The sequence below is a fragment of the Mesorhizobium sp. LSJC280B00 genome (assembly GCF_000502835.1).
Classification (GTDB): Bacteria; Pseudomonadota; Alphaproteobacteria; order Rhizobiales; family Rhizobiaceae; genus Mesorhizobium.
In genome coordinates this window covers 1-18,426 of the sequence record NZ_AYVL01000002.1, presented here as the reverse complement: position 1 = coordinate 18,426, position 18,426 = coordinate 1, and the positions used below count along the sequence as shown (strand labels likewise).

Annotated in this window: 17 protein-coding genes; 7 read left to right on the top strand and 10 right to left on the bottom strand. The window is 61.4% G+C overall.

The window, feature by feature from the left end:
- Position 1: 1 nt before the first annotated feature.
- On the bottom strand, positions 2 to 862 hold the full coding sequence (locus X773_RS42345; protein ID WP_023674338.1) for a TIGR01459 family HAD-type hydrolase: 861 nt from the start codon (positions 860 to 862) through the stop codon (positions 2 to 4).
- Between the two features lie 330 nt (positions 863 to 1,192).
- Here X773_RS42345 and X773_RS42340 point away from each other — a divergent pair, with 330 nt between their 5' ends.
- Positions 1,193 to 3,148 (top strand): pilus assembly protein, encoded by a 1,956-nt coding sequence (locus X773_RS42340; protein ID WP_023674337.1) that lies wholly within the window; start codon positions 1,193 to 1,195, stop codon positions 3,146 to 3,148.
- A 119-nt stretch (positions 3,149 to 3,267) separates the two neighbouring features.
- Positions 3,268 to 3,900, top strand: a complete 633-nt coding sequence (locus tag X773_RS42335; protein WP_023674336.1) for a LysE family translocator — start codon at positions 3,268 to 3,270, stop codon at positions 3,898 to 3,900.
- A 6-nt stretch (positions 3,901 to 3,906) separates the two neighbouring features.
- Here X773_RS42335 and X773_RS42330 read toward each other — a convergent pair whose 3' ends face one another.
- Together X773_RS42330 and X773_RS42325 are read right to left on the bottom strand one after the other, a co-directional pair.
- Positions 3,907 to 4,731, bottom strand: a complete 825-nt coding sequence (locus X773_RS42330; RefSeq protein ID WP_023674335.1) for a DUF2189 domain-containing protein — start codon at positions 4,729 to 4,731, stop codon at positions 3,907 to 3,909.
- Positions 4,732 to 4,874: 143 nt separating this feature from the next.
- Positions 4,875 to 5,579 (bottom strand): glutathione S-transferase family protein, encoded by a 705-nt coding sequence (locus X773_RS42325; protein ID WP_023674334.1) that lies wholly within the window; start codon positions 5,577 to 5,579, stop codon positions 4,875 to 4,877.
- Between the two features lie 107 nt (positions 5,580 to 5,686).
- On the opposite strand from X773_RS42325, the gene X773_RS42320 reads away from it, so the two are divergent.
- A complete protein-coding gene (locus X773_RS42320) occupies positions 5,687 to 6,052 on the top strand; it encodes a helix-turn-helix domain-containing protein (RefSeq protein WP_023674333.1) in 366 nt (121 codons plus the stop codon).
- A gap of 276 nt (positions 6,053 to 6,328) precedes the next feature.
- Here the strand turns inward: X773_RS42320 and X773_RS42315 are convergent, their stop codons facing one another.
- Positions 6,329 to 6,778 carry an SgcJ/EcaC family oxidoreductase gene (locus X773_RS42315; protein WP_023674332.1) on the bottom strand — a complete coding sequence of 150 codons (450 nt, stop codon included), beginning with the start codon at positions 6,776 to 6,778 and terminating at the stop codon, positions 6,329 to 6,331.
- A gap of 62 nt (positions 6,779 to 6,840) precedes the next feature.
- Here X773_RS42315 and X773_RS0137055 point away from each other — a divergent pair, with 62 nt between their 5' ends.
- Positions 6,841 to 7,335 carry a MarR family winged helix-turn-helix transcriptional regulator gene (locus X773_RS0137055; RefSeq protein ID WP_051406070.1) on the top strand — a complete coding sequence of 165 codons (495 nt, stop codon included), beginning with the start codon at positions 6,841 to 6,843 and terminating at the stop codon, positions 7,333 to 7,335.
- 195 nt (positions 7,336 to 7,530) lie between these two features.
- Positions 7,531 to 8,046, top strand: a complete 516-nt coding sequence (locus X773_RS42310) for a CAP domain-containing protein (RefSeq protein ID WP_023674330.1) — start codon at positions 7,531 to 7,533, stop codon at positions 8,044 to 8,046.
- Between the two features lie 43 nt (positions 8,047 to 8,089).
- Here the strand turns inward: X773_RS42310 and X773_RS42305 are convergent, their stop codons facing one another.
- From X773_RS42305 to X773_RS42285, 5 genes are all read right to left on the bottom strand, one after another.
- Positions 8,090 to 10,777 carry an EAL domain-containing protein gene (locus X773_RS42305; RefSeq protein WP_023674329.1) on the bottom strand — a complete coding sequence of 896 codons (2,688 nt, stop codon included), beginning with the start codon at positions 10,775 to 10,777 and terminating at the stop codon, positions 8,090 to 8,092.
- Positions 10,778 to 10,950: 173 nt separating this feature from the next.
- Positions 10,951 to 12,486, bottom strand: coding sequence for a DHA2 family efflux MFS transporter permease subunit (locus X773_RS42300; RefSeq protein WP_023674328.1), 1,536 nt, complete (start codon positions 12,484 to 12,486; stop codon positions 10,951 to 10,953).
- A gap of 304 nt (positions 12,487 to 12,790) precedes the next feature.
- Complete coding sequence (locus X773_RS42295) at positions 12,791 to 13,969, bottom strand: HlyD family secretion protein (protein ID WP_023674327.1); 1,179 nt, start codon at positions 13,967 to 13,969, stop codon at positions 12,791 to 12,793.
- The gene (locus tag X773_RS42290; RefSeq protein WP_023674326.1) at positions 13,966 to 14,445 is read right to left on the bottom strand and encodes a MarR family winged helix-turn-helix transcriptional regulator; all 480 of its coding nucleotides are present in this window, start codon (positions 14,443 to 14,445) and stop codon (positions 13,966 to 13,968) included. The genes X773_RS42295 and X773_RS42290 overlap by 4 nt, the downstream gene beginning before the upstream one ends.
- Before the next feature lie 156 nt (positions 14,446 to 14,601).
- Positions 14,602 to 15,510 carry a LysR substrate-binding domain-containing protein gene (locus X773_RS42285; protein WP_023674325.1) on the bottom strand — a complete coding sequence of 303 codons (909 nt, stop codon included), beginning with the start codon at positions 15,508 to 15,510 and terminating at the stop codon, positions 14,602 to 14,604.
- 140 nt (positions 15,511 to 15,650) lie between these two features.
- On the opposite strand from X773_RS42285, the gene X773_RS42280 reads away from it, so the two are divergent.
- Positions 15,651 to 17,039, top strand: coding sequence for an FAD-binding oxidoreductase (locus tag X773_RS42280; protein WP_245274612.1), 1,389 nt, complete (start codon positions 15,651 to 15,653; stop codon positions 17,037 to 17,039).
- Positions 17,040 to 17,079: 40 nt separating this feature from the next.
- Here the strand turns inward: X773_RS42280 and X773_RS42275 are convergent, their stop codons facing one another.
- Complete coding sequence (locus tag X773_RS42275; protein WP_023674323.1) at positions 17,080 to 18,015, bottom strand: helix-turn-helix domain-containing GNAT family N-acetyltransferase; 936 nt, start codon at positions 18,013 to 18,015, stop codon at positions 17,080 to 17,082.
- 217 nt (positions 18,016 to 18,232) lie between these two features.
- On the opposite strand from X773_RS42275, the gene X773_RS42270 reads away from it, so the two are divergent.
- On the top strand, positions 18,233 to 18,426 hold a 194-nt coding region (locus X773_RS42270), incomplete at its 3' end, for a co-chaperone GroES (protein ID WP_023674830.1).

Sequence of the window (18,426 nt, the reverse complement as noted above, 5' to 3'; positions counted from 1 at the left end):
CCTATTGCAGCCTGGGAATCACCGCGACCGGCCTGTAGCCATATTTTTCCAGGAAGGCCGCGAGCCTGGCCGGATCCGGCTGCAGCGTCTCACCGTAATCGCGGGCATGGATGCCGCCCGATACGTAGAGCACGTCGAAGCCATTGTCGGCCGCGCCCTTGATGTCGGTCATCATGCCGTCGCCGATGGCCAGAACTTGCGAACGCTCGACCCGGCGGCCGAGAATGACGGCGATCTCCTTCATGGCGACGTCATAGACCGGCGCGTAGGGTTTGCCGGCGATCAGCGTGCGTCCGCCAAGCTGTGCGTATTCGCGGGCCAAAGCGCCTGCGCACCAGATCATGCGTTCGCCGCGCTCGACGACGATGTCGGGATTGGCGCAAATGAAGGGCAGGTTCCTGGCACGCAGCCTCTGCAGAAGATCGGCATAATCTTCCGGCTTCTCCACCTCGTCGTCGAACAGGCCGGTGCAGACCACGCCGGATGCTTCGAACTCCTCGACGAGTTCGACGTCGAGGCCCTCATAGAGCGTGAAATCCCGATCGGCGCCTATGTGGAAGATCTTTCGCGGCCCTTCGGCGATCAGGTCGCGGGTAACGTCGCCGGACGTCACGACACGGTCGTAGGCGGCGGGCGGAACGCCGATGGCGTTCATCTGTGCCACCACGTCGGCGCTGCGACGCGGCGAATTGGTGATCAGCACGACAGGTATTTTCGCCGCGCGAGCAGCGATCAGCGCGGCAGCCGCCGCCGGGAAATGCCATTCGCCATTGTGCACCACGCCCCAGACGTCGCACAGGATGGCTGAATAGGCTCCCGACAGGTCTGCGAGCGAACCGATGATGTCGGGCGAATCCGCCATGCCGTTGTCCCTGTACCATGATGCTTGCAAGCGCCGCGACCGACGGTCCGTAGCGGCCGGCCCGGATTAACCGAAGCGCTTCGCTCTGTCACCAGCTTTCGTTGTGCCCGCAAGATTGCCGCCCGGGGACGCCGGCGAGGACGTGATGGCGAAAGCCTTCTTTTTCAGAGCCTTATGGGGCTTTGCCGCGGAGCAGCATTGCCGATTGCGGACGTGTGGTTAACGGGCATTGAAAAACCGTGCCGACCTTGAACGTATTTTAGCAATCGGAAATTTAAAAATGCGTGGCATCGTCCGGAAAAAACAGGGCGGGCGGGAATGCTGAAGGCAATGATCGGAAATTTCCGACGCGACAGACGTGGCAACTACTCCTTAATGACCGCAATCACCATTGTACCGCTGATGGGCGGGTTGGCGCTCAGTGTCGATTACGGGGAGTTGCTGCGCCAAAAGCACGAAACGCTGAACGCACTTGATGCGGCCGGCCTCGCCGCCGCCCAGCAGATCGTTGCCGGCGCCAGCGACGACGACGTCAAGGCCTACGCCAAGACATTTTTCGAAACCAATCTCGCACGTATCGACCCGGCGAACACAGCGCTGACCGTCACGCTGCCCAACAACAATGCCGGCGGCGGCACCTTGAAGCTCTGCGCCGGCCTCACCTTCCACCCCTATTTTCTACCGGCCGCCAGCCTGCTGATCGGCGGCACGGCAAGCGACACGACCTTCACCGAATGTTCGGAACTCCGCCTCAAGAACACCCTCGAAGTCGCGCTTGTGCTGGATAATTCCGGCTCGATGAGCGATCTCGGCTCCGGCACCGGCGAGAAGCGAATAGACCTGCTGAAGTCGGCCGCCAAGCAGCTTGTCGATACGCTGGCGCTTCAGGCGCAGCAGATGAAGCAGATCACCAAACCGGTGCAGTTTTCTCTCGTGCCGTTTGCGGCCTCGGTCAATGTCGGCCCTACCCACGACCAGGACAGCTGGATGGATCAGGACGGCATCTCCCCGATCCAGCACGAGGATTTCGACTGGACGACGATGAGTGCCGCCAACAATCCGGACAAATATGCCGAGAAGCTCAACGGCGTCTGGTACAAGCGCGGCACCGGCTGGGGCGAGACCAAGGACCAGCCGCTGACGCGTTTCAGCCTCTACGCCGACATGACGGTCGAATCGGGCCGCGAAGAGGTACCCAATTCGAAGCAATATGTCTGCGACACATACAAGAAGAACGGCACCTGCCAGTACGGCCACTGGAGCGCACCGGAATATATCTACACCACAAGCCGCTATGCGAGCTGGCAAGGTTGCGTCGAAGCACGGCCATATCCCTACAATGTCGACGACACCACGCCCGATACAGCCGCGCCGGCCACGCTTTTCGTGCCGATGTTCGCCCCGGATGAGGCTGGCACTCTGTGGCTCGATTTCAACCGTGACGGCATCAACGACGTCATCAGCACGTCCTACAATTACGGCAACAACTGGTGGGCCGATTGGCCCTATGTCGCCGGTCCTACCGCTTCCCAGCGCCAGTCTGACATGCGCAAATATTTCCTGGTAAAACCATACGGTTCGCAATCCGCAGCCGCGGGCGATGGGCCGAATTCCTCCTGCACCACCAACCCGATCACGCCGTTGAAGGACGTCAGCCAGGACGCAGAGAAGCAGGAGATCAAGGACGCCATCGACGCCATGGCGCCGAACGGCAACACCAACGTGCCGGAGGGCCTTGCCTGGGGCTGGCGAACTGTATCGAGCAACCCACCGTTCACCGATGGTCGGCCGAACAGCGAGAGGGGCAACGACAAGGTGGTCGTGGTGCTGACCGACGGAGCCAATACTTATAGTGCCGTCAGCGACGGCAGCTACGCCAACAACAGGTCGACCTACGCCGCCTACGGCTACACTGGGCTGACCTATCCGGGATCTGGAAGCGTAACCCGCCTGTTCATGAATACCAGCACCGATATCGGCAAGACCACCTATACCGGTGCCAACTACACGGCAGCACTCGACGAGCAGATGAAAACGCTCTGCGCCAATGCAAAGAATTCGAACGTTCTGGTGATGACGGTGGCGCTCGACCTGTCGCCCACAGATGCCAGCGACAAGAAGGCAATCGATGCGCTGAAGGCGTGTTCGTCGGATTCGCGCTTCCGCAAGGATTCGGCCGACCCGAGCAAGCCTGCCAAGCTGTTCTGGAATGCAACCGGCGCGACGCTGTCCGACAATTTCAAGGAAATCGCCAACGAATTGTCGAACCTGCGCATCGTCGGCTGAAGGCGATGGGATTGGCAACTAAGGCAGGGGGCCCGGCGCGCTGGCGCAAAGGCTCCTGCCGTCATGCCCTTGCGGGTGATGGAAGCATGTGGTGAGTGTCCCCACCCGGAGATGCGCTCTTGCCTGAACCCGCCAACCACCTTGCCTTCGCGCTGGTCTGCCTCGGCATGGTGCTGACGCCCGGCCCGAACATGATCTATCTGATCTCGCGCTCGCTGTCGCAAGGGCCGAAGGCCGGGCTGATCTCGCTGGGCGGTGTGGCGCTCGGTTTTTTGTTCTATGTGCTGTCGGCGGCGTTCGGCATCACCGCGCTGCTGCTCGCCGTGCCCTTTGCCTATGATGTGCTGCGCCTTGCCGGCGCGCTTTATTTGCTGTGGCTCGCCTGGCAAGCGGTGAAGCCCGGCGGGCGCTCGCCCTTCCAGATCCGCGAACTGCCGAAAGACAGGCCGCGCAAGCTGTTCGCCATGGGCCTGATGACCAACCTGCTCAACCCGAAGGTGGCAGTGCTCTATCTGTCGCTGCTGCCGCAATTCATCAGCCCCGGCAAGGGCCACGTGCTGTCGCAGCTTCTGGTGCTCGGTGCCACGCAGGTCGCGATCAGCCTGACCGTCAACGCCATCATCGCGGTGACGGCCGGCTCGATCGCCATCTTCCTCGCCGGGCGGCCGCTATGGCTGGTGATCCAGCGCTGGATGATGGGCACGGTGCTGACCGCGCTGGCCGTCAAGATGGCAACCGACGCGCAACGCTGATCGGTCCTACATCGGCCGCCTGACCTGCTCTGCCCGCTCCGGTTCGACCACCCTGCGGTAGAGATGCCAGGTCGCGTGGCCAAGGATGGGCATGACGACGGCAAGCCCGGCAAATAGCGGGATCGAGCCGATGACCAGGAGCACGGCGACCATCAGGCCCCACAGCGCCATCTGCAGCGGGTTTGTCATAACTGCGCGCGCCGACGTCTCGACTGCCGAGACCGCGCCGACGTCGCGGTCGAGCAGCAGCGGAAAGGCGACGACAGTCGTCGCCAGCACGATCGCGGCGAAGGCGAACCCGGCCAGGTTGCCGAGCAGGATCAGCGTCCAGCCCTTGCTGGTCGTCAGCACTTCGCGAATAAAGCCGACGATAGAGGCCGGAGGCTGATTGCCGTACAGGCTGGTGTAGATCGATTGCGCGGTGAACAGCCAGAGCAGGAACAGTACCACCAGCGTGATACCGATGACTGCAATCGCGGGCAGCGCCGGGGAGTGGCGCACGTCGAGCGCATGCCACCAGGATGTATCCATGCCGAACTCGCGCCGGCGGCTGATTTCGTAAAGGCCGATAGCGGCGAACGGACCGACCAATGCGAAGCCGGACATCAGCGGATAGATGAGTTGGATGGCGTTCGAGCCCGAGGTCCACTGCGTCAGGATCAGGCCGACCACCGGATAGATCAGGCACAGGAACACATAATGCGACGGCTTGGCCCAGAAATCCTCTACGCCGAGACGGAGCGCATCTATCAGATCCTCGGTGCTGATGCGGCGCACCGTGGGCTGTACATGCATTCCACGTGCGTCCGCCATGACATGAAAGCCGGCCATAACCTTTCTCCCGTGTGTCGGGGCGGTCACCGCCAGGATGGCCGCCCGCAGCTGCCACTTCAAGAACGCCCGTAAGATAGCGGATCTCGGCGTGCTTGTCGCCACCGCCCGGCGCCGGGGCGCCGGGCGGCTGAACGAACGGATTAGGCCGCGAAGCGATCGATCACCTCGGCCAGCGGCACGTGACCGAGGCAAGCGCCTGACCCGGCGGGCTTTTCGCCAGCCTCGACAGCGAGCGCGTATCGCACGGCCGGATCGGCTTCGATGCGGCGACGTAGCGCCGCCACCCTGGGATAAGCGGCGCCGTCGACCGCCTGGTGGAACTCCGCCCAGCGCGCCACGCCGATCAGCGTGGTATCGGCAAGCGTCAGCCGGTCGCCGACCAGGAAATCCGTGTCGAGGATCATCGCCTCGAGCTGGTCATGGCGGTTGGTAACGACCTTGCGGCCAAAGTCACGCAAGGTCGCCAGCAGCACCGGTTCGGCCGGCTCCATTTCATAAGCAGCCCAGAGCGGGGTGAAAGCGGCGGTGAAACCGGTGTTCACGAAAGCCATCAGCTGGTGCATCCGGTCGGCTTCCGGCGAGCGAGACTCAAAGCTGATACGACGTTGCGTATCGCGAGCTTCGAGCCAGGCGGCAATCGCCATGGTCTCGGTGAGCACCCTGCCTTCGTCGGTGATCAACACCGGCGTTTCCTGGCGGCCGTTGATACTGGCATAGGCGTCGTTCTTCATCTCAGCGAGCATGTCGACACGACACAGGCGGTAGCGTTGTTCGAGGCGTTCAAAAGCAGCGACAAGCCCCATCGAACTTCCCAGCGGGAAGCCGTAAAGGAGAATAGGTTCCATTTCTTTGTCTCTTCCATGATTTAGGGGTCACGCTGCGCAGCGAAACTTGACCCTAAACGCTGGTCGCCCCATGTAAATTACGCACTATTCTGTAACCAGGTCCCGCCATGAAAGATGTCGTCTCACGCTGCCCGATCGAGGAGACCATGCGTGTGCTCAGCGGTCGCTGGCCCACCTTGCTGCTCTATTATCTCAAGGACGGTACCAAGCGCTTCAGCGACCTGAGGCGTGACAATCCGACAGTGTCGCACCGCATCCTGGCGCTCGAACTACGCAAGCTGGAGGAAGCCGGGATTGTGCGGCGAACAGCGCATGCCGGCTATCCGCTACACGTGGATTACGACCTGACGGAGCCCGGTCTCAAGCTTGTGCCGCTCATCGACGCCCTGGGCGATTGGTGGGAAGATACCGAGGACGATCGGGCCAGCCGGGCTACATCGACGCCGGAAACCAAACTCGTGGCGGCGGAATAGCCGCCCGGCGATCACCGCGCCGCAAAGAACTGCCGGCGAGAGCCCAGCGCGCTCCAAGCCGTTCATACATTAGATTCCGCAAGACCAAGGCGACCGGCTATGGGGCGCGCCATTGTGCCAGCCAAACCGGGACAAGGCACCGCCATCCGGCACCAACTCCTGTAGCATAGCTCGCCAATCCCGATCACCTGACCCGCCGTTCGATCTCGTTGCCCGATCAGATCGGCTTGACCATGCTGGCTGGCTGTCGCTTTTGATTCTGTGTGAATGAAGAGCCTACTTATGCTCTTGAAGTTTCTCCTGAGACTTTGCCATTTGATCGTCCCCAAGTTCCATATTGTGCATCGTTGCAATCAACCATTCATCATGATCCCGCGTCGCCACTACGCTGATTAATCCGCGCCGACGCGGCCCTTCGTTTCCCATCGGATCGAGCGCGCCAGTCATGGACCACCGCAGGTCGAGCGTGGCAACATCAGGGCGAACAAGCCTGTTCCGCACGCTTTCGGCGGATAGGTGGCTGTGCTTGAACATCTTCTCAAAAATTGGGGCATGGAACTGCTCGATCTTGTCACGTCCAGTCGCCTGCATACCGAAGACGTTTGTAAATTCGGCATCTGCCGCGAATACGGCGGCAAAGGCGCGAGCATCGTGACGATTCCAAGCTTCGATCAGCCTGTGCGCGACACTTTCCACCCCTTCAGTTCGGACGTTGCCGGTAGCCATGCTGACCTCCTGCCATATAGTTCGGTTGCCATACTATATGGGCACCATATAAGTTTGGAAAGATGGATAATCAGCCATACACGCAGTCTCTGCTTCTCTATGCTTATCAATCGTCGGCGAGCGCTTTGGTCCAGGTTCTCCGGGAGAGCGGCCATTCGGCAATCAAGCCCAAACACGGCGCTGTATTCGCCAACATCGACGCGGAGGGAACCCGACCCAGCGTCCTCGCAGAGCGTGCGGGCATTGGCAAAGCATCGATGGGTGAGTTGATCGATGAACTGGAGCGCCTCGGTTATGTTCGGCGCTCGCATGATCCGAACGACCGACGGGCCAAATTAATCGTTGCAACTAACGCGGCGCTTGCGGTGATCCGGACCGTCCACGATTTCAATCAGCGTCTCGAAGACCAATACCGGAGGCTGCTTGGTGCTCAGGCCTACGAATCGCTCCGGTCGTCACTGCAAGCGATATCCCCCAGAGAAAATTTGCAACCGAGGATACCTCGCCAGCGCTCGTCAAGCCGCAAAGATGGGGCAAAAGAAACTCTCGGTCCGTGAATGCCTGACTGGGTATCGAGCCCCTGGGCGTATCGAGCCCGAACAGCCGCCTGGGCGAATGCCGCCATCCGAGCAAGCCTGTTTCGATTGAGCAGTGAAATCAATCTGACACAGTGCCATCACGTCGAAACCATCATCACGCATTTTCACCGCCCTGCCCGGCAAAAGCCATGATCGCGGTTATGTCAGGCGGGCATGACCGTTACGAAAATCGAAAATTATGAGGCCCAACCAAGCCTAAGCAGGCGCGTGCTGCTCAGAGCTGCCGGCCTTGGCGCCCTTGCCGGGCTCGTCGCCTGCGCCACCGTGCTGCCCACCGGCGAAGGCGCCGGTGTCTCTGCCTCCGCCGCTGGCACGCTGGCCGGCATCCGCGCTTCGGCGGGTCTCGGGCCGCTTGTCCCCGATGCGCCGCTCGAGCAGGCGGCGCTGCAGCAGGCCGGCTATATGGCGCGCGGCGGCCGAATGAACCACACCACCGGCTGGGGCAAGGACTTTGCCTCGCGCGTCAAAGACAATGGCATTGCCGGCGCTGCCGCCGAAAACATCGCCGAAGGCCGCTTCGACCAGCAGAAGCTGTTTGATATCTGGGTGCATTCGCCAGGCCACCGCCGCAACATGCTCGACCCGCGCTTCACCCGCTTCGGCCTCGCCTATGTGCGCGACGGCCGCGACAGCACGCTTCGCTACTGGTGCCTTGTGCTCGGCAGATAACTTCCGCCATTTGGTCGGCAGAAGCCTGCTGGCGACCGATCCGTCAGTCTTTGCGGCCGCCGCCGAGCAATTCCTCGACGTCCTGCGCACAAATCGGCCTGCTGAAATGATAGCCCTGCATTTCGTCGCAATTGTTTCTGCGCAGGAAAGCCACCTGATCATCTGTCTCAACGCCCTCGGCGATGACCCTCAGGTTGAGATTTTGCCCCAATGAAATCACCGCGCTGGCCACAGCCTGATCGTTCTCGTCGGCGGCGAGATCCTTGATGAAGGACTTGTCGATCTTCAGCCGCGCCACGGGAAAGGTCTTGAGTGCGCTGAGGCTGGAATAGCCGGTGCCAAAATCATCGATCGAGATCTGGACACCCAGGCTTTGCAGGGCGTTCATGGTGGCGACCGCCAGCTCGATATCCTGCATGATAAGGCTCTCGGTCACCTCCAGCTCGAGATACCTGGCCTCCAGGCCGCTGTCCTTCAGCGCGCTGACGATGCGATCGATCAGGTTGCGCTCCCTGAATTGCCGCGCCGACACATTCACGCAAACGGTCAAGGGCGGCAGTCCTGCGTCTTGCCAGGCTTTGTTCTGCCGGCACGCCTCATGCAGAACCCAGTCGCCGATCGATACGATCAGACCTGTCTCCTCGGCGGTCGGGATGAACATCGTCGGCATTACCGTGCCAAGCGTTGGGTGGTTCCAGCGTATCAGCGCCTCGACCGCAAAAACCCGACCTGACCGAAGGTCCACCTGCGGTTGGTAGAGCAGCGTGAATTCCGAACGCGCCAAGGCGTTTCGCAACTCTTCCTGAAGCACGAATTTTTCATGCGCCCTGGTGTTGAACTCCGGAGCGTAAAACTGGAAATTATCGCGGCCGAACTCCTTGGCGCGATACATGGCCGCGTCGGCATTTGCCAGCAGCGTATCGGGATCCGTCCCATCCTTGGGATAGTTGGCAATGCCGATGCTGGCCGTCGCCCGCACAAGATGCGCTCCGAGCTGAACCGGCTCGGCGAGTGCAGCCCTGAGCTTTTGCAAGGTCTCGGAAACGAGATCGACGTTCGCCGGCTGGTCGAAAAGCACGACGACGAATTCGTCGCCGCCAAGCCGCACGACGGTATCGGTCGCCCGGACGCAGTCGACCATGCGACTTGCGACGATCTTCAGGAGCTCGTCGCCGGCATTGTGGCCGAGCGTGTCGTTGACGAATTTGAAATTGTCCAGATCGATGAACACCACTGTCACCCAGCGATCGTATCGCTGGGCGTACAAGACTGCCTGTGAAAGCCGGTCCTCCAACAAGGCGCGATTGGGGAGCCCGGTCAGCACGTCATGATTGGCCATGAAGTGGATCCGGTCTTCGGCCTGTTTGCGTTCGATGGCGATCCCGGCGATGCGCGTGGTGAAATCGATGAGGCGAGTCTCGGCCTCGGTCGGTTCGCGCACCGTCACAGAATACATCGCAAAAACGCCGAGCACGGCGCCCTGATGCGACAGGATCGGCGTCGACCAGCATGAACGCAAACCGTGTGGCCGCGCGAGTTCGCGATAGTCCTGCCAAAGCGGATCCTGCATGATGTCAGCGACAATCACCGGCTCGCGCCGATAGACTGCGGTACCGCAAGACCCTGCCCTTGGGCCTACCGCGGCGCCGTCGACGGCGTCGGTGTAGTCTCTCGCCAGGCTCGGCGCGGCGGCGTGGCGCAAGTGGCTGCCATCCTTGTCGAGCAGCAAGACCGAACCGAATATCCCCGCCAGTTGGGACTCGACCAGACGCATGAGCCGCTCGAGCACGTCTTCGAGGGGAGCGCTCTTTGCGATCATCTCGAGGATATGCGCCTGCCCGTCGCGAAGGATTTCGGCCTGCTTGCGCGCAGTGATGTCGCGGGCAATGCCGACGAGGCCGAAAATGTTGTTCTGAACGTTGCGCAACGGCAGTTTCGTAGACAGGAACCATTTGCCGGTGCCTGACGCATCGACGACGAACTCCTCCTCGTCGATCATCGGTTGTCCGTCGCGCATCAGTTGCTGCTCGATGAGGCGAAATTTCTGCGCAAGATCCGGCGCGTGAAGGTCGAAGTCGCTCAGACCGATCATGTCGCTCGTGCTGTCTCGACCGCTGTCGGACGCAATGGCTCGGTTGGCGACGACGAAGCGGCTTTCGGTGTCCTTCACCCACATGTAGTCAGGCACCAGGTCGATCAGCGTCTGCAAGGAGATACGCTCGTCGACGACCAAGCGGTTGGCGCTGAGCTCGCTGATGTCCTCGTGCGTGGCCACCCAGCCGCCGTCAGGCATCGGCTGATGGCAGACCTGAATTGTCCGACCATCGGCGAGCTCGGCTGTCCAGTTCCCCGAAGCCGTGCCCGAATTGACTGCCCGGGCCAACGCCAGATAAGCGTCCGCATTCATTGCCGAGGTTCCGACAGCGACGCGTCGCTCGACGATTTCGCGCAGCGCCGCACCCGGCTGCAATTGCTCCGGTGCAAGGCGATAGATTTCCGCATAGCGTCGATTGCACAGGATCAGCCGTTCATCGGCATCAAAGAAACAGATGCCTTGCGAGATGTTCTCGATCGCGGTCTGGAACCGCAGTGCCTGGTCCTCGAGTGCTGCAATCGTCGCGCGCAGCTCGCGTTCGAGGGCTTCGTACGAGGCAGTCGCCAGTTTAGCCAGCGTCGTTAGATTGGCGGATTCGGGTGCTTCGGCGGTTTGCCTGGATGACTTCGTGGCCAAACACAATTCCTCCCGCTGATGCTTGAGGCAAGCAAAGGAGGCTCGCCTTCAACCCAAAAGCGACTGCATATTGGTCCGGATATACTAATGGCAGGTGAACCTGGCTCAACGCCGACGCTACCGGCACAGGCAACGGAAGCCGTGAGCCGGTCGCGGTGCCGGAGCCGTGAGACTTAGTCCATATGCGCGGCAGGCGCCCCACCGGCGGGCGGCGCAGCCTTTGGCTTGCGCAGCAGGAAAACAAAGGGGACAGCAAGCAGTGTCATCATCATCAGCAGCTTGAAGTCATTGACGTAGGAGATCATCATCGCCTGGATATTGACCATGCGATCCATCAGCGACAGCGCCGTCGGATCGCCGCCCGCCGCTGCCGGCGATGCCGCCCAGAGGTTGGGATTGAACGGATTGATATAGGCCGAGAGCTCGGCGTGGTTGATCTGCGTGTTGCGTACCAGCAGAACCGTCACCACCGATACGCCGATCGACGAGCCAAGATTGCGCACCAGGCTGAACAGCGCCGTTGCATCGGTGCGGAAACGTGCGTCGAGCGTGGCGAAAGCCACGGTGGACAGCGGCACGAACACCATTCCCATTCCAAGGCCCTGGATGACGCCGGAACTGAGGATAAGCCAGTTGTCCATCTGCGGCGAAAAGCTCGACATCGTGTAGAGCGATTGCGCGGTCAGCAGGAAGCCGATGACGACGAGGATCCTGGCATCGATCCTGTGCATGATCCGCCCGACGAACAGCATCGCGATCATCGTGCCGACACCGCGCGGCCCCAGGACGACGCCGATGGTGAGGGTCGGATAGCCGAAGATGGTCGACAGCATTGGCGGCAGCAGCGACATGCTCGCCAGGATGAGCACGCCCATGACAAAGATGAACGCCAGCCCGGTGACGAAATTGCGATCGAGGAAGATCTTGGGGTCGATAAAGGGGTGCTCCGCCGTCAACGTATGTATGGTGAATACCCAGAAGCCGGTGATGGAAAGACCAAGCTCGATCCATATCTCGATCGAGGAAAACCAGTCGACCTCGCCGCCGCGATCGAGCATCAGCTGCAGCGCGCCGACACCGAGCGAGAGCATGGTGAAGCCGAAGAAATCGAAGCTGCGCACCCGCCGGGCGACGCTGGGAAGATATGCGGCCATGCCGAGGAAGGCGATGATGCCGACCGGCAGGTTGATGAAGAACACCCAGCGCCAGTTGAAATTCTCGGTCAGCCAGCCACCCAGCGTCGGGCCAAGGATCGGTCCCAGCATGATGCCCGCGCCCCAGATAGCCATGGCCTGGCCGTGGCGTTCCCTGGGGTTGATGTCGAGCAGGAAGGTCTGCGACAGCGGCACGATGGCCGCGCCGAACACGCCTTGCATGAGCCGGAACAAAACGATGGTCTCAAGGCTCCAGGCGATGCCGCACAGCATTGAAAAGACGGTGAAACCGACCACGGCCGTCAGGAACAGCTCCTTGCGACCGAAGCGGTCGGCCAGCCAGCCGGTCACCGGCGTCATGATCGCGGCGGCAACGATGTAGGAGGTCAACACCCAGTTGATGTTGTCGGGGGAGGCGCCGAGATCGCCGGTCATGGTCGGCAGCGCAACGTTGGCGATCGTCGTGTCGAGCGCCTGCATGATCGTCGCAAGCATGAGCGCAACTGTGATCAGGCCGCGGTGCGGTACTTCGCGAAAGGGTTCTGGGCTGCTCATGACGTAAAACTTCCAGCAGGTAACAAAAACGTGTACATTAGGTTTCCGGACGGCGAGGCCCCGCTGTAGAGAGACCCTCATCGCGGTGGGACGCGAGCATCGATGTGGGGGTTACATCGACTGAGCGTCTCGACAAAGCGGGCGCCTGCCGCCCGGAAACCTGAGGACCGAAGATCCTGCGCGGCGTTGTCTGCTCAGGCAGGCTACAGCGCAGCCCGTCTACGCATTCAACTTTTCCTGCGCCTCCCTCGGACCAATCCTGCATCCATCTCGCTGTTTGCTATGCGGCCGCTACCAGGCCTCTTTACCTGGCCTCGCCTGCCGTGGCGCGGCGGAAAATGCTCGGCAGCCCGCGGGAAACGCCGGTGTCCACCGTGACGGTCGCGCTCATGCCGGTGCGCAGCGCCGCCTTGGCGTCGGCATCGGTCAATTCCAGGCGGACCGGAATGCGCTGCGTGACCTTGACCCAGTTGCCGGTAGCGTTCTGCGCGGGCAGCAGCGAGAACTCGGCGCCGGTGCCGGCGCCGATCGCCTTGACGGTGGCTTCGAACGTCTTGCCCGGATAAGTATCGACCATGATTTCGGCCTTCTGGCCGGGTTTCATGTTGGTGAGCTGGGTTTCCTTGAAATTGGCGTCGACCCAGGTGTCGCCGGTCTCAACCAGCGAAAACAGCGGCGTGCCCGAACCGACATACTGGCCGACCTTGAACGAAGCGGCCTGGCTGATGATGCCGTCGGCAGGTGCCTTGACCGTAGTCTGGACCAGATCGTAGGCCGCCTTGTCGCGTGCGGCGAGCGCCGCCATTACCGTTGGATGCTTGTCGGTCTCGATGTCGGGATTGCCGCCAAGTGCCGCCTTGGCGCTGACGATCCCTTGCTGGGCCACGGCCAGCTGCTGCTTCGCCTTGTCGAGGTCGTTCTTGGCTTCGTCCAGAGACGACTTGGCGTTGATGCCCTTCTGGGCAAGGTCGGCGGCGCGGTCATATTGCGACTGCGCGTACTGGACCTGGCTTTCGTCGGACTTCTCCTGCGCCAGCGCCTGGCTGTAGGCCGCACGCAACTGCTCGACATTGAGCCGTGCGCCGGCCACCGCCGCGTCGGCCTGGGCCAATCCGATCCGGTAGGGCTCGGGATCGATAGCGAACAACACGTCGCCCTGCTTGACAGACTGGTTGTCGAAAATGTCGACCTGAACGATGCGGCCCGCCGTATCGGCGGCTATCGACACCTTGGCCTGCTGCAGATTGGCGTTCTCGGTCTCCTGATAGCGGCCGCCGGTCACCCAGACATAGCTGCCGCCGGCGATCAACGCAGCGGGCAGCACAAACATCAAAAGGAAGCGGCCGGCACGGCGCTTCTTCTTCGGCGCCACCGGTGCCGGAGCTATCTGCGGAGCGACCGTTACCGGAGCTGCCGCCGGCTTCGCGGGAGCTTCCATCTCCAGCTTGGCCGCATTCTCATCTAGTTTGGCTACCGCGTTCATCCTGCTGCGCCTTCCGTATTCTTCACTTTTTCCGAGGGCGGCGTCTCACCATCTGCAAGATTCTGCACCATTGTCTCCAGCGCCCTGACCAGGACGCGGCGATCTTCCGGCGAAACGCCAACGAGCGATTCCTCATAAACCTCGCCGGCAAGGCTCTTGACATGCGTGTAGGCCGCGTTCGCCTTGGCGGTCGGGAAAATCATGCGCACTCGCCTGTCGGTTGCGTCGGAACGGCGCTCGATCCAGCCGCCCTCCTCCATGCGATCGACAAGACGCGAGACGCTGATCGGCTCGATTTCGAGAAGCTCGGCAAGCCGCGCCTGCGCGACACCCGCCTCCTTGGCGACACGTACCAGAAGCCGCCATTGCGCCGAAGAAAGGCCGAAACCACTGGCGCGCGCCTCGAAGCGCTTGCGCATCAGGCGCTGCACGTCGTGGATCAAAAAGCCCAATCTGTCGATGCCGTCGGAAACCATGAGCGACATATATAATAAGCGTGCTCATAATTCAAGGAGCCGGATTGTGCCAGAAGCCGGCAAGTGTGCATGGCAGTCGGTGCAGGGCGATCGTGGTTAGCAATTTATTACGCCGGGCGCTTGTGACGAGCATGCGGAAGATCGGCGTTCAGATGCTCAGACCATCGATCTCATCCAGGCGGAAAACGCTTCGATATGCGCTTGTCGGGGGTGATTGGCTACGCAGGCAAGGTAAAAGCCATAGCCTGGCAGACAGAGATCATGTGCCTTGACTAGCCTGCCAGCCTCGAGTTCGCCACTGACGACCACATCGCTGCAGATAGCGATACCTTGGCCTGCCGCTGCCGCGTCAATCGCGTGCAGCTCTTCGCGGAAGCTTAGGTCCCATGCCTGGTTGGCATTGGGGATGCTGGGATCGATCGAGCGTGCGATCGCCAGCCATCGTTGCCAAGTCGGCGCTTCCGGGTCGCGGTTCGTCCAATTGAAATGGATGAGCGGGTATTGCAGCAGATCGGCGGCGCGCTCGATCTGTCGGTCGCCTCCTGCGAACAGCTCCGGGCTGCATACCGGAAAGAATGCGTCCCGAAAAATTTCCTGCGCGGGAACATCCCGCGGCATCCTGCGCGCATAGCGGATCGCGACGTCGGCGTCACCGGCTCGCAGGTCCAGAACAGCGTCTGTCCCGATGATCTCCAGTGGAATGTTCGGATGCTGTTCGCGCCACTTCGACAGGCGCGGAACCAGCCATCGGCTGGCAAATGCATTTGGGCTCGTCACGCGCAACGGGCGTTGGCCAACTCCGGCCGAAGCTGATGCTATTGCCGCAGCGAAAGCGTCGAAGCCGCTGCAAATTACCGGGAATAGCCGTTCGCCCACGCCTGTGAGCACGAGCGGTCGTGGGCGCCGCCGGAACAGCAGTTGCCCACAGACCTCCTCCAGCAATCGAATCTGGTGGCTGATGGCCGTTGGCGTCACTCCGAGTTCCGTCGCGGCCTTCCTGAAGCTCATCAGCCTGGCAGCGGCTTCGAAGGCGCGAAGCGACCCGAGCGGCGGAAGTTTTCTCATCCAGGCAGTTTAGATGAATTTAGCTCATCCAGCGACTGAGATATTCGATTTTGCAGCGAATGGCGCCGCATGAGATCATTGTGATCCGGTGAACGACAGCGGCCTGTCCAACCGTGCTGGATCACGAAGGGTATCCCTTGATGAGCATGTTCAAGCTTATAGACGGTTCCGAGCCGACGTTGCAGGCGCCAGATATCGCCCGGCTCAGGCAGGCGATTAGCGGCGATCTGATCCTTGCGGACGACCCTGGCTATGACCAGGCGCGCAGAGTTTGGAATGGCATGGTCGATAAGAGGCCGGCGGCTGTCTTCTATTGCGCCGAATCCAGCGATGTCGTCACGGCCGTCAACTTCGCCCGATCGCAAGGCTTCCTCGTCGCCGTCCGCGGCGGTGGTCATAACGTCGCCGGCAGTTCGGTATGCGACGGCGGCTTGGTGATCGATGTGTCACGCATGAAGCGGATCGAAGTCGACCCGATCCGCCGTGTTGCGCGCGCAGAAGCCGGCCTGAACCTGGGCGAGTTCGATGCAGCCACACAGGTCCATGGTCTTGCGACGACCATGGGTGTCAACGCGGATACCGGCATAGCCGGACTGACACTCGGCGGCGGGTTCGGCAAGCTTGGCCGCAAACATGGACTGAGCTGCGACAACCTTGTCGCTGTCGAAATCGTGACAGCGGGCGGCCGGTTGCTCACGGCAAACGCGGCCGAAAATGCAGATTTGTTCTGGGGCATTCGGGGCGGCGGCGGCAATTTCGGAATAGTCACCACCTTCGAATACAAGCTCCATCCCGTGGGTCCGCTCCTCATCGCGGGATCGATGCTGTACCGCTACGAAGAGGCACGCGAAGCGATGCGGTTCTATCGTGCGTTCTCGAGCGGCGCCCCGGATGAGCTGAGCCTGGATGCAGCACTTGTGACGGCGCCCTCGGGCGAACGCTTCTTCAGCATATCGGCGTGCTACATCGGCCCACTCGACGAAGGCCAGCAAATCATTCAACCTCTGAGAGAGTATGGCACGCCAGTTGAGCGCCGGATTGCTCCTGTCCCCTATCTTCAAATCCAATCGGCCGGGGACAGCCTCTTTCCGCGCGGGCGGCGCTACTACTGGAAGGCGCAGTTCATGCGCGAAATCACAGATCAGGCGATCGATACCATGCTTGCGGCTTACATGGCTGCACCCAGCGAATCGCTTCTGGTCCTGCAGCAGGTTGGCGGCGCCATCTCGCGAGTACCGATGGACGGAACGCCCTACGCCAACAGAGATGCACTTTACGATTGCTTCCCGATATCGATCTGGGACAATCCGTCTGACGACGAAACGCACATCCGATGGGCGCGCGACCTGTGGGATGCAATGAGACCGTTCTCGACCGGCGGCGTCTATGCGAATAATCTCGGCGAAGAGGGCACTGATCGGGTTCTGGCGGCTTACGGCGAGAATTATTCGAGGTTGGCCGCACTAAAGAACAAGTATGATCCCACCAATTTCTTTCGCTTGAACCAAAACATTAAGCCTGTGACCTGAGCGACCGCCCCAGGCCGATGCTCGAAATTCTGCGGCGCTGCTACAGCTCCAAATTCCAGTTCTGGCCGACCAGATCCTTGCCGAAGGAATGGTGGCGCTCCTCGTTGGTCAATTTAAAGCCCGCAGCCTCATAGATGTGGCGAGCGGCGGCGAGAACGTCGTTGGTCCACAGCGTCAGTGTCCTGTAACCCCTGGCGCGGCAAAAGCCGGCACATTCCTCGACCAGCCGCTTGCCGATCCCGAGGCCGCGCGCCGAAGGCTCGATATAGAGCAGGCGCAACTTCGCCACCGCGTCCGACTGGCGCACGACGAAGACCGAGCCGACGACCTCCCCTTCCCGCTCGGCGATCCAGCTGCGTTCCCATTTCGGATCGAAGGATTTGACGAAGGCACCGAGGATTTCGGCGACCAGCGCTTCATAGGTTTCGTCCCAGCCATATTCCTGCGCGTAGAGCAGGCCCTGGCGACGAATGATCCAGCCGATGTCGCCGACTTGCAGGGGCCGCAGCATATAGGGAATTTTGGGCTCGGCGCTTCCGCCCAGCAAACGCTGCACCGTCTGCATGGCCTTGACCAGCCTGTCCTGTTCGGCAACCGAAAGCCGTTCGAGCAAAGCCGCGACCTGGTCGTGCGAACCCTGGTTCAGCGGCGCGAAGGCCTGCCGCCCGGCCTTGGTCAGCGCGATCGACGAGCGCCGCGCATCCGCCTCGATCGTGGCGCGCTCGACCAGATCACGCTCCTCGAACTTCTTCAGCAGCCGGCTGAGATAACCGGCATCGAGGCCGAGATCGCGCGCAAGGTCGGTGGCGGTCAGGCCATCGCGATGCGCCAGCTCATAGAGCACCCGCGCCTCGGTCAGCGAGAAGGTGCTTTTCAGCAGCCCTTCGTCGAGCAGCCCGATCTGGCGGGTGTAGAAGCGGTTGAAGGCTCGCACCGCGTCGATCCGCTCCTTGCCTGGGTGATGATGAATGGTCATGGCATCCTCCTCCCGGCAAGATCAGCGATTTAGTTGACTTGGTCAAGTATCCGTTTGAAGCAATTGTCCTGATTATGCCCAGCGGGCGCCTTGACTCGCACGAGCTGCCAGCCTATTTCAGCGCCACGTTAGCACTCCCCCAAGATGAGTGCTAACCACATGTCCGGCGCCGCCGGACGGAGGAACTGTTCTCACCATTCTCATCGAGGAATAAAAAATGGCAAAGTCGAAGTTCCGCCCGCTTCATGACCGCGTGGTCGTTCGTCGGGTCGAATCCGAATCCAAGACCGCGGGCGGGATCATCATCCCCGATACGGCTAAGGAAAAGCCGCAGGAAGGCGAGATCATCGCCGTCGGTTCCGGCGCCCGCGACGAAGCCGGCAAGCTCGTCCCGCTGGACGTCAAGGCCGG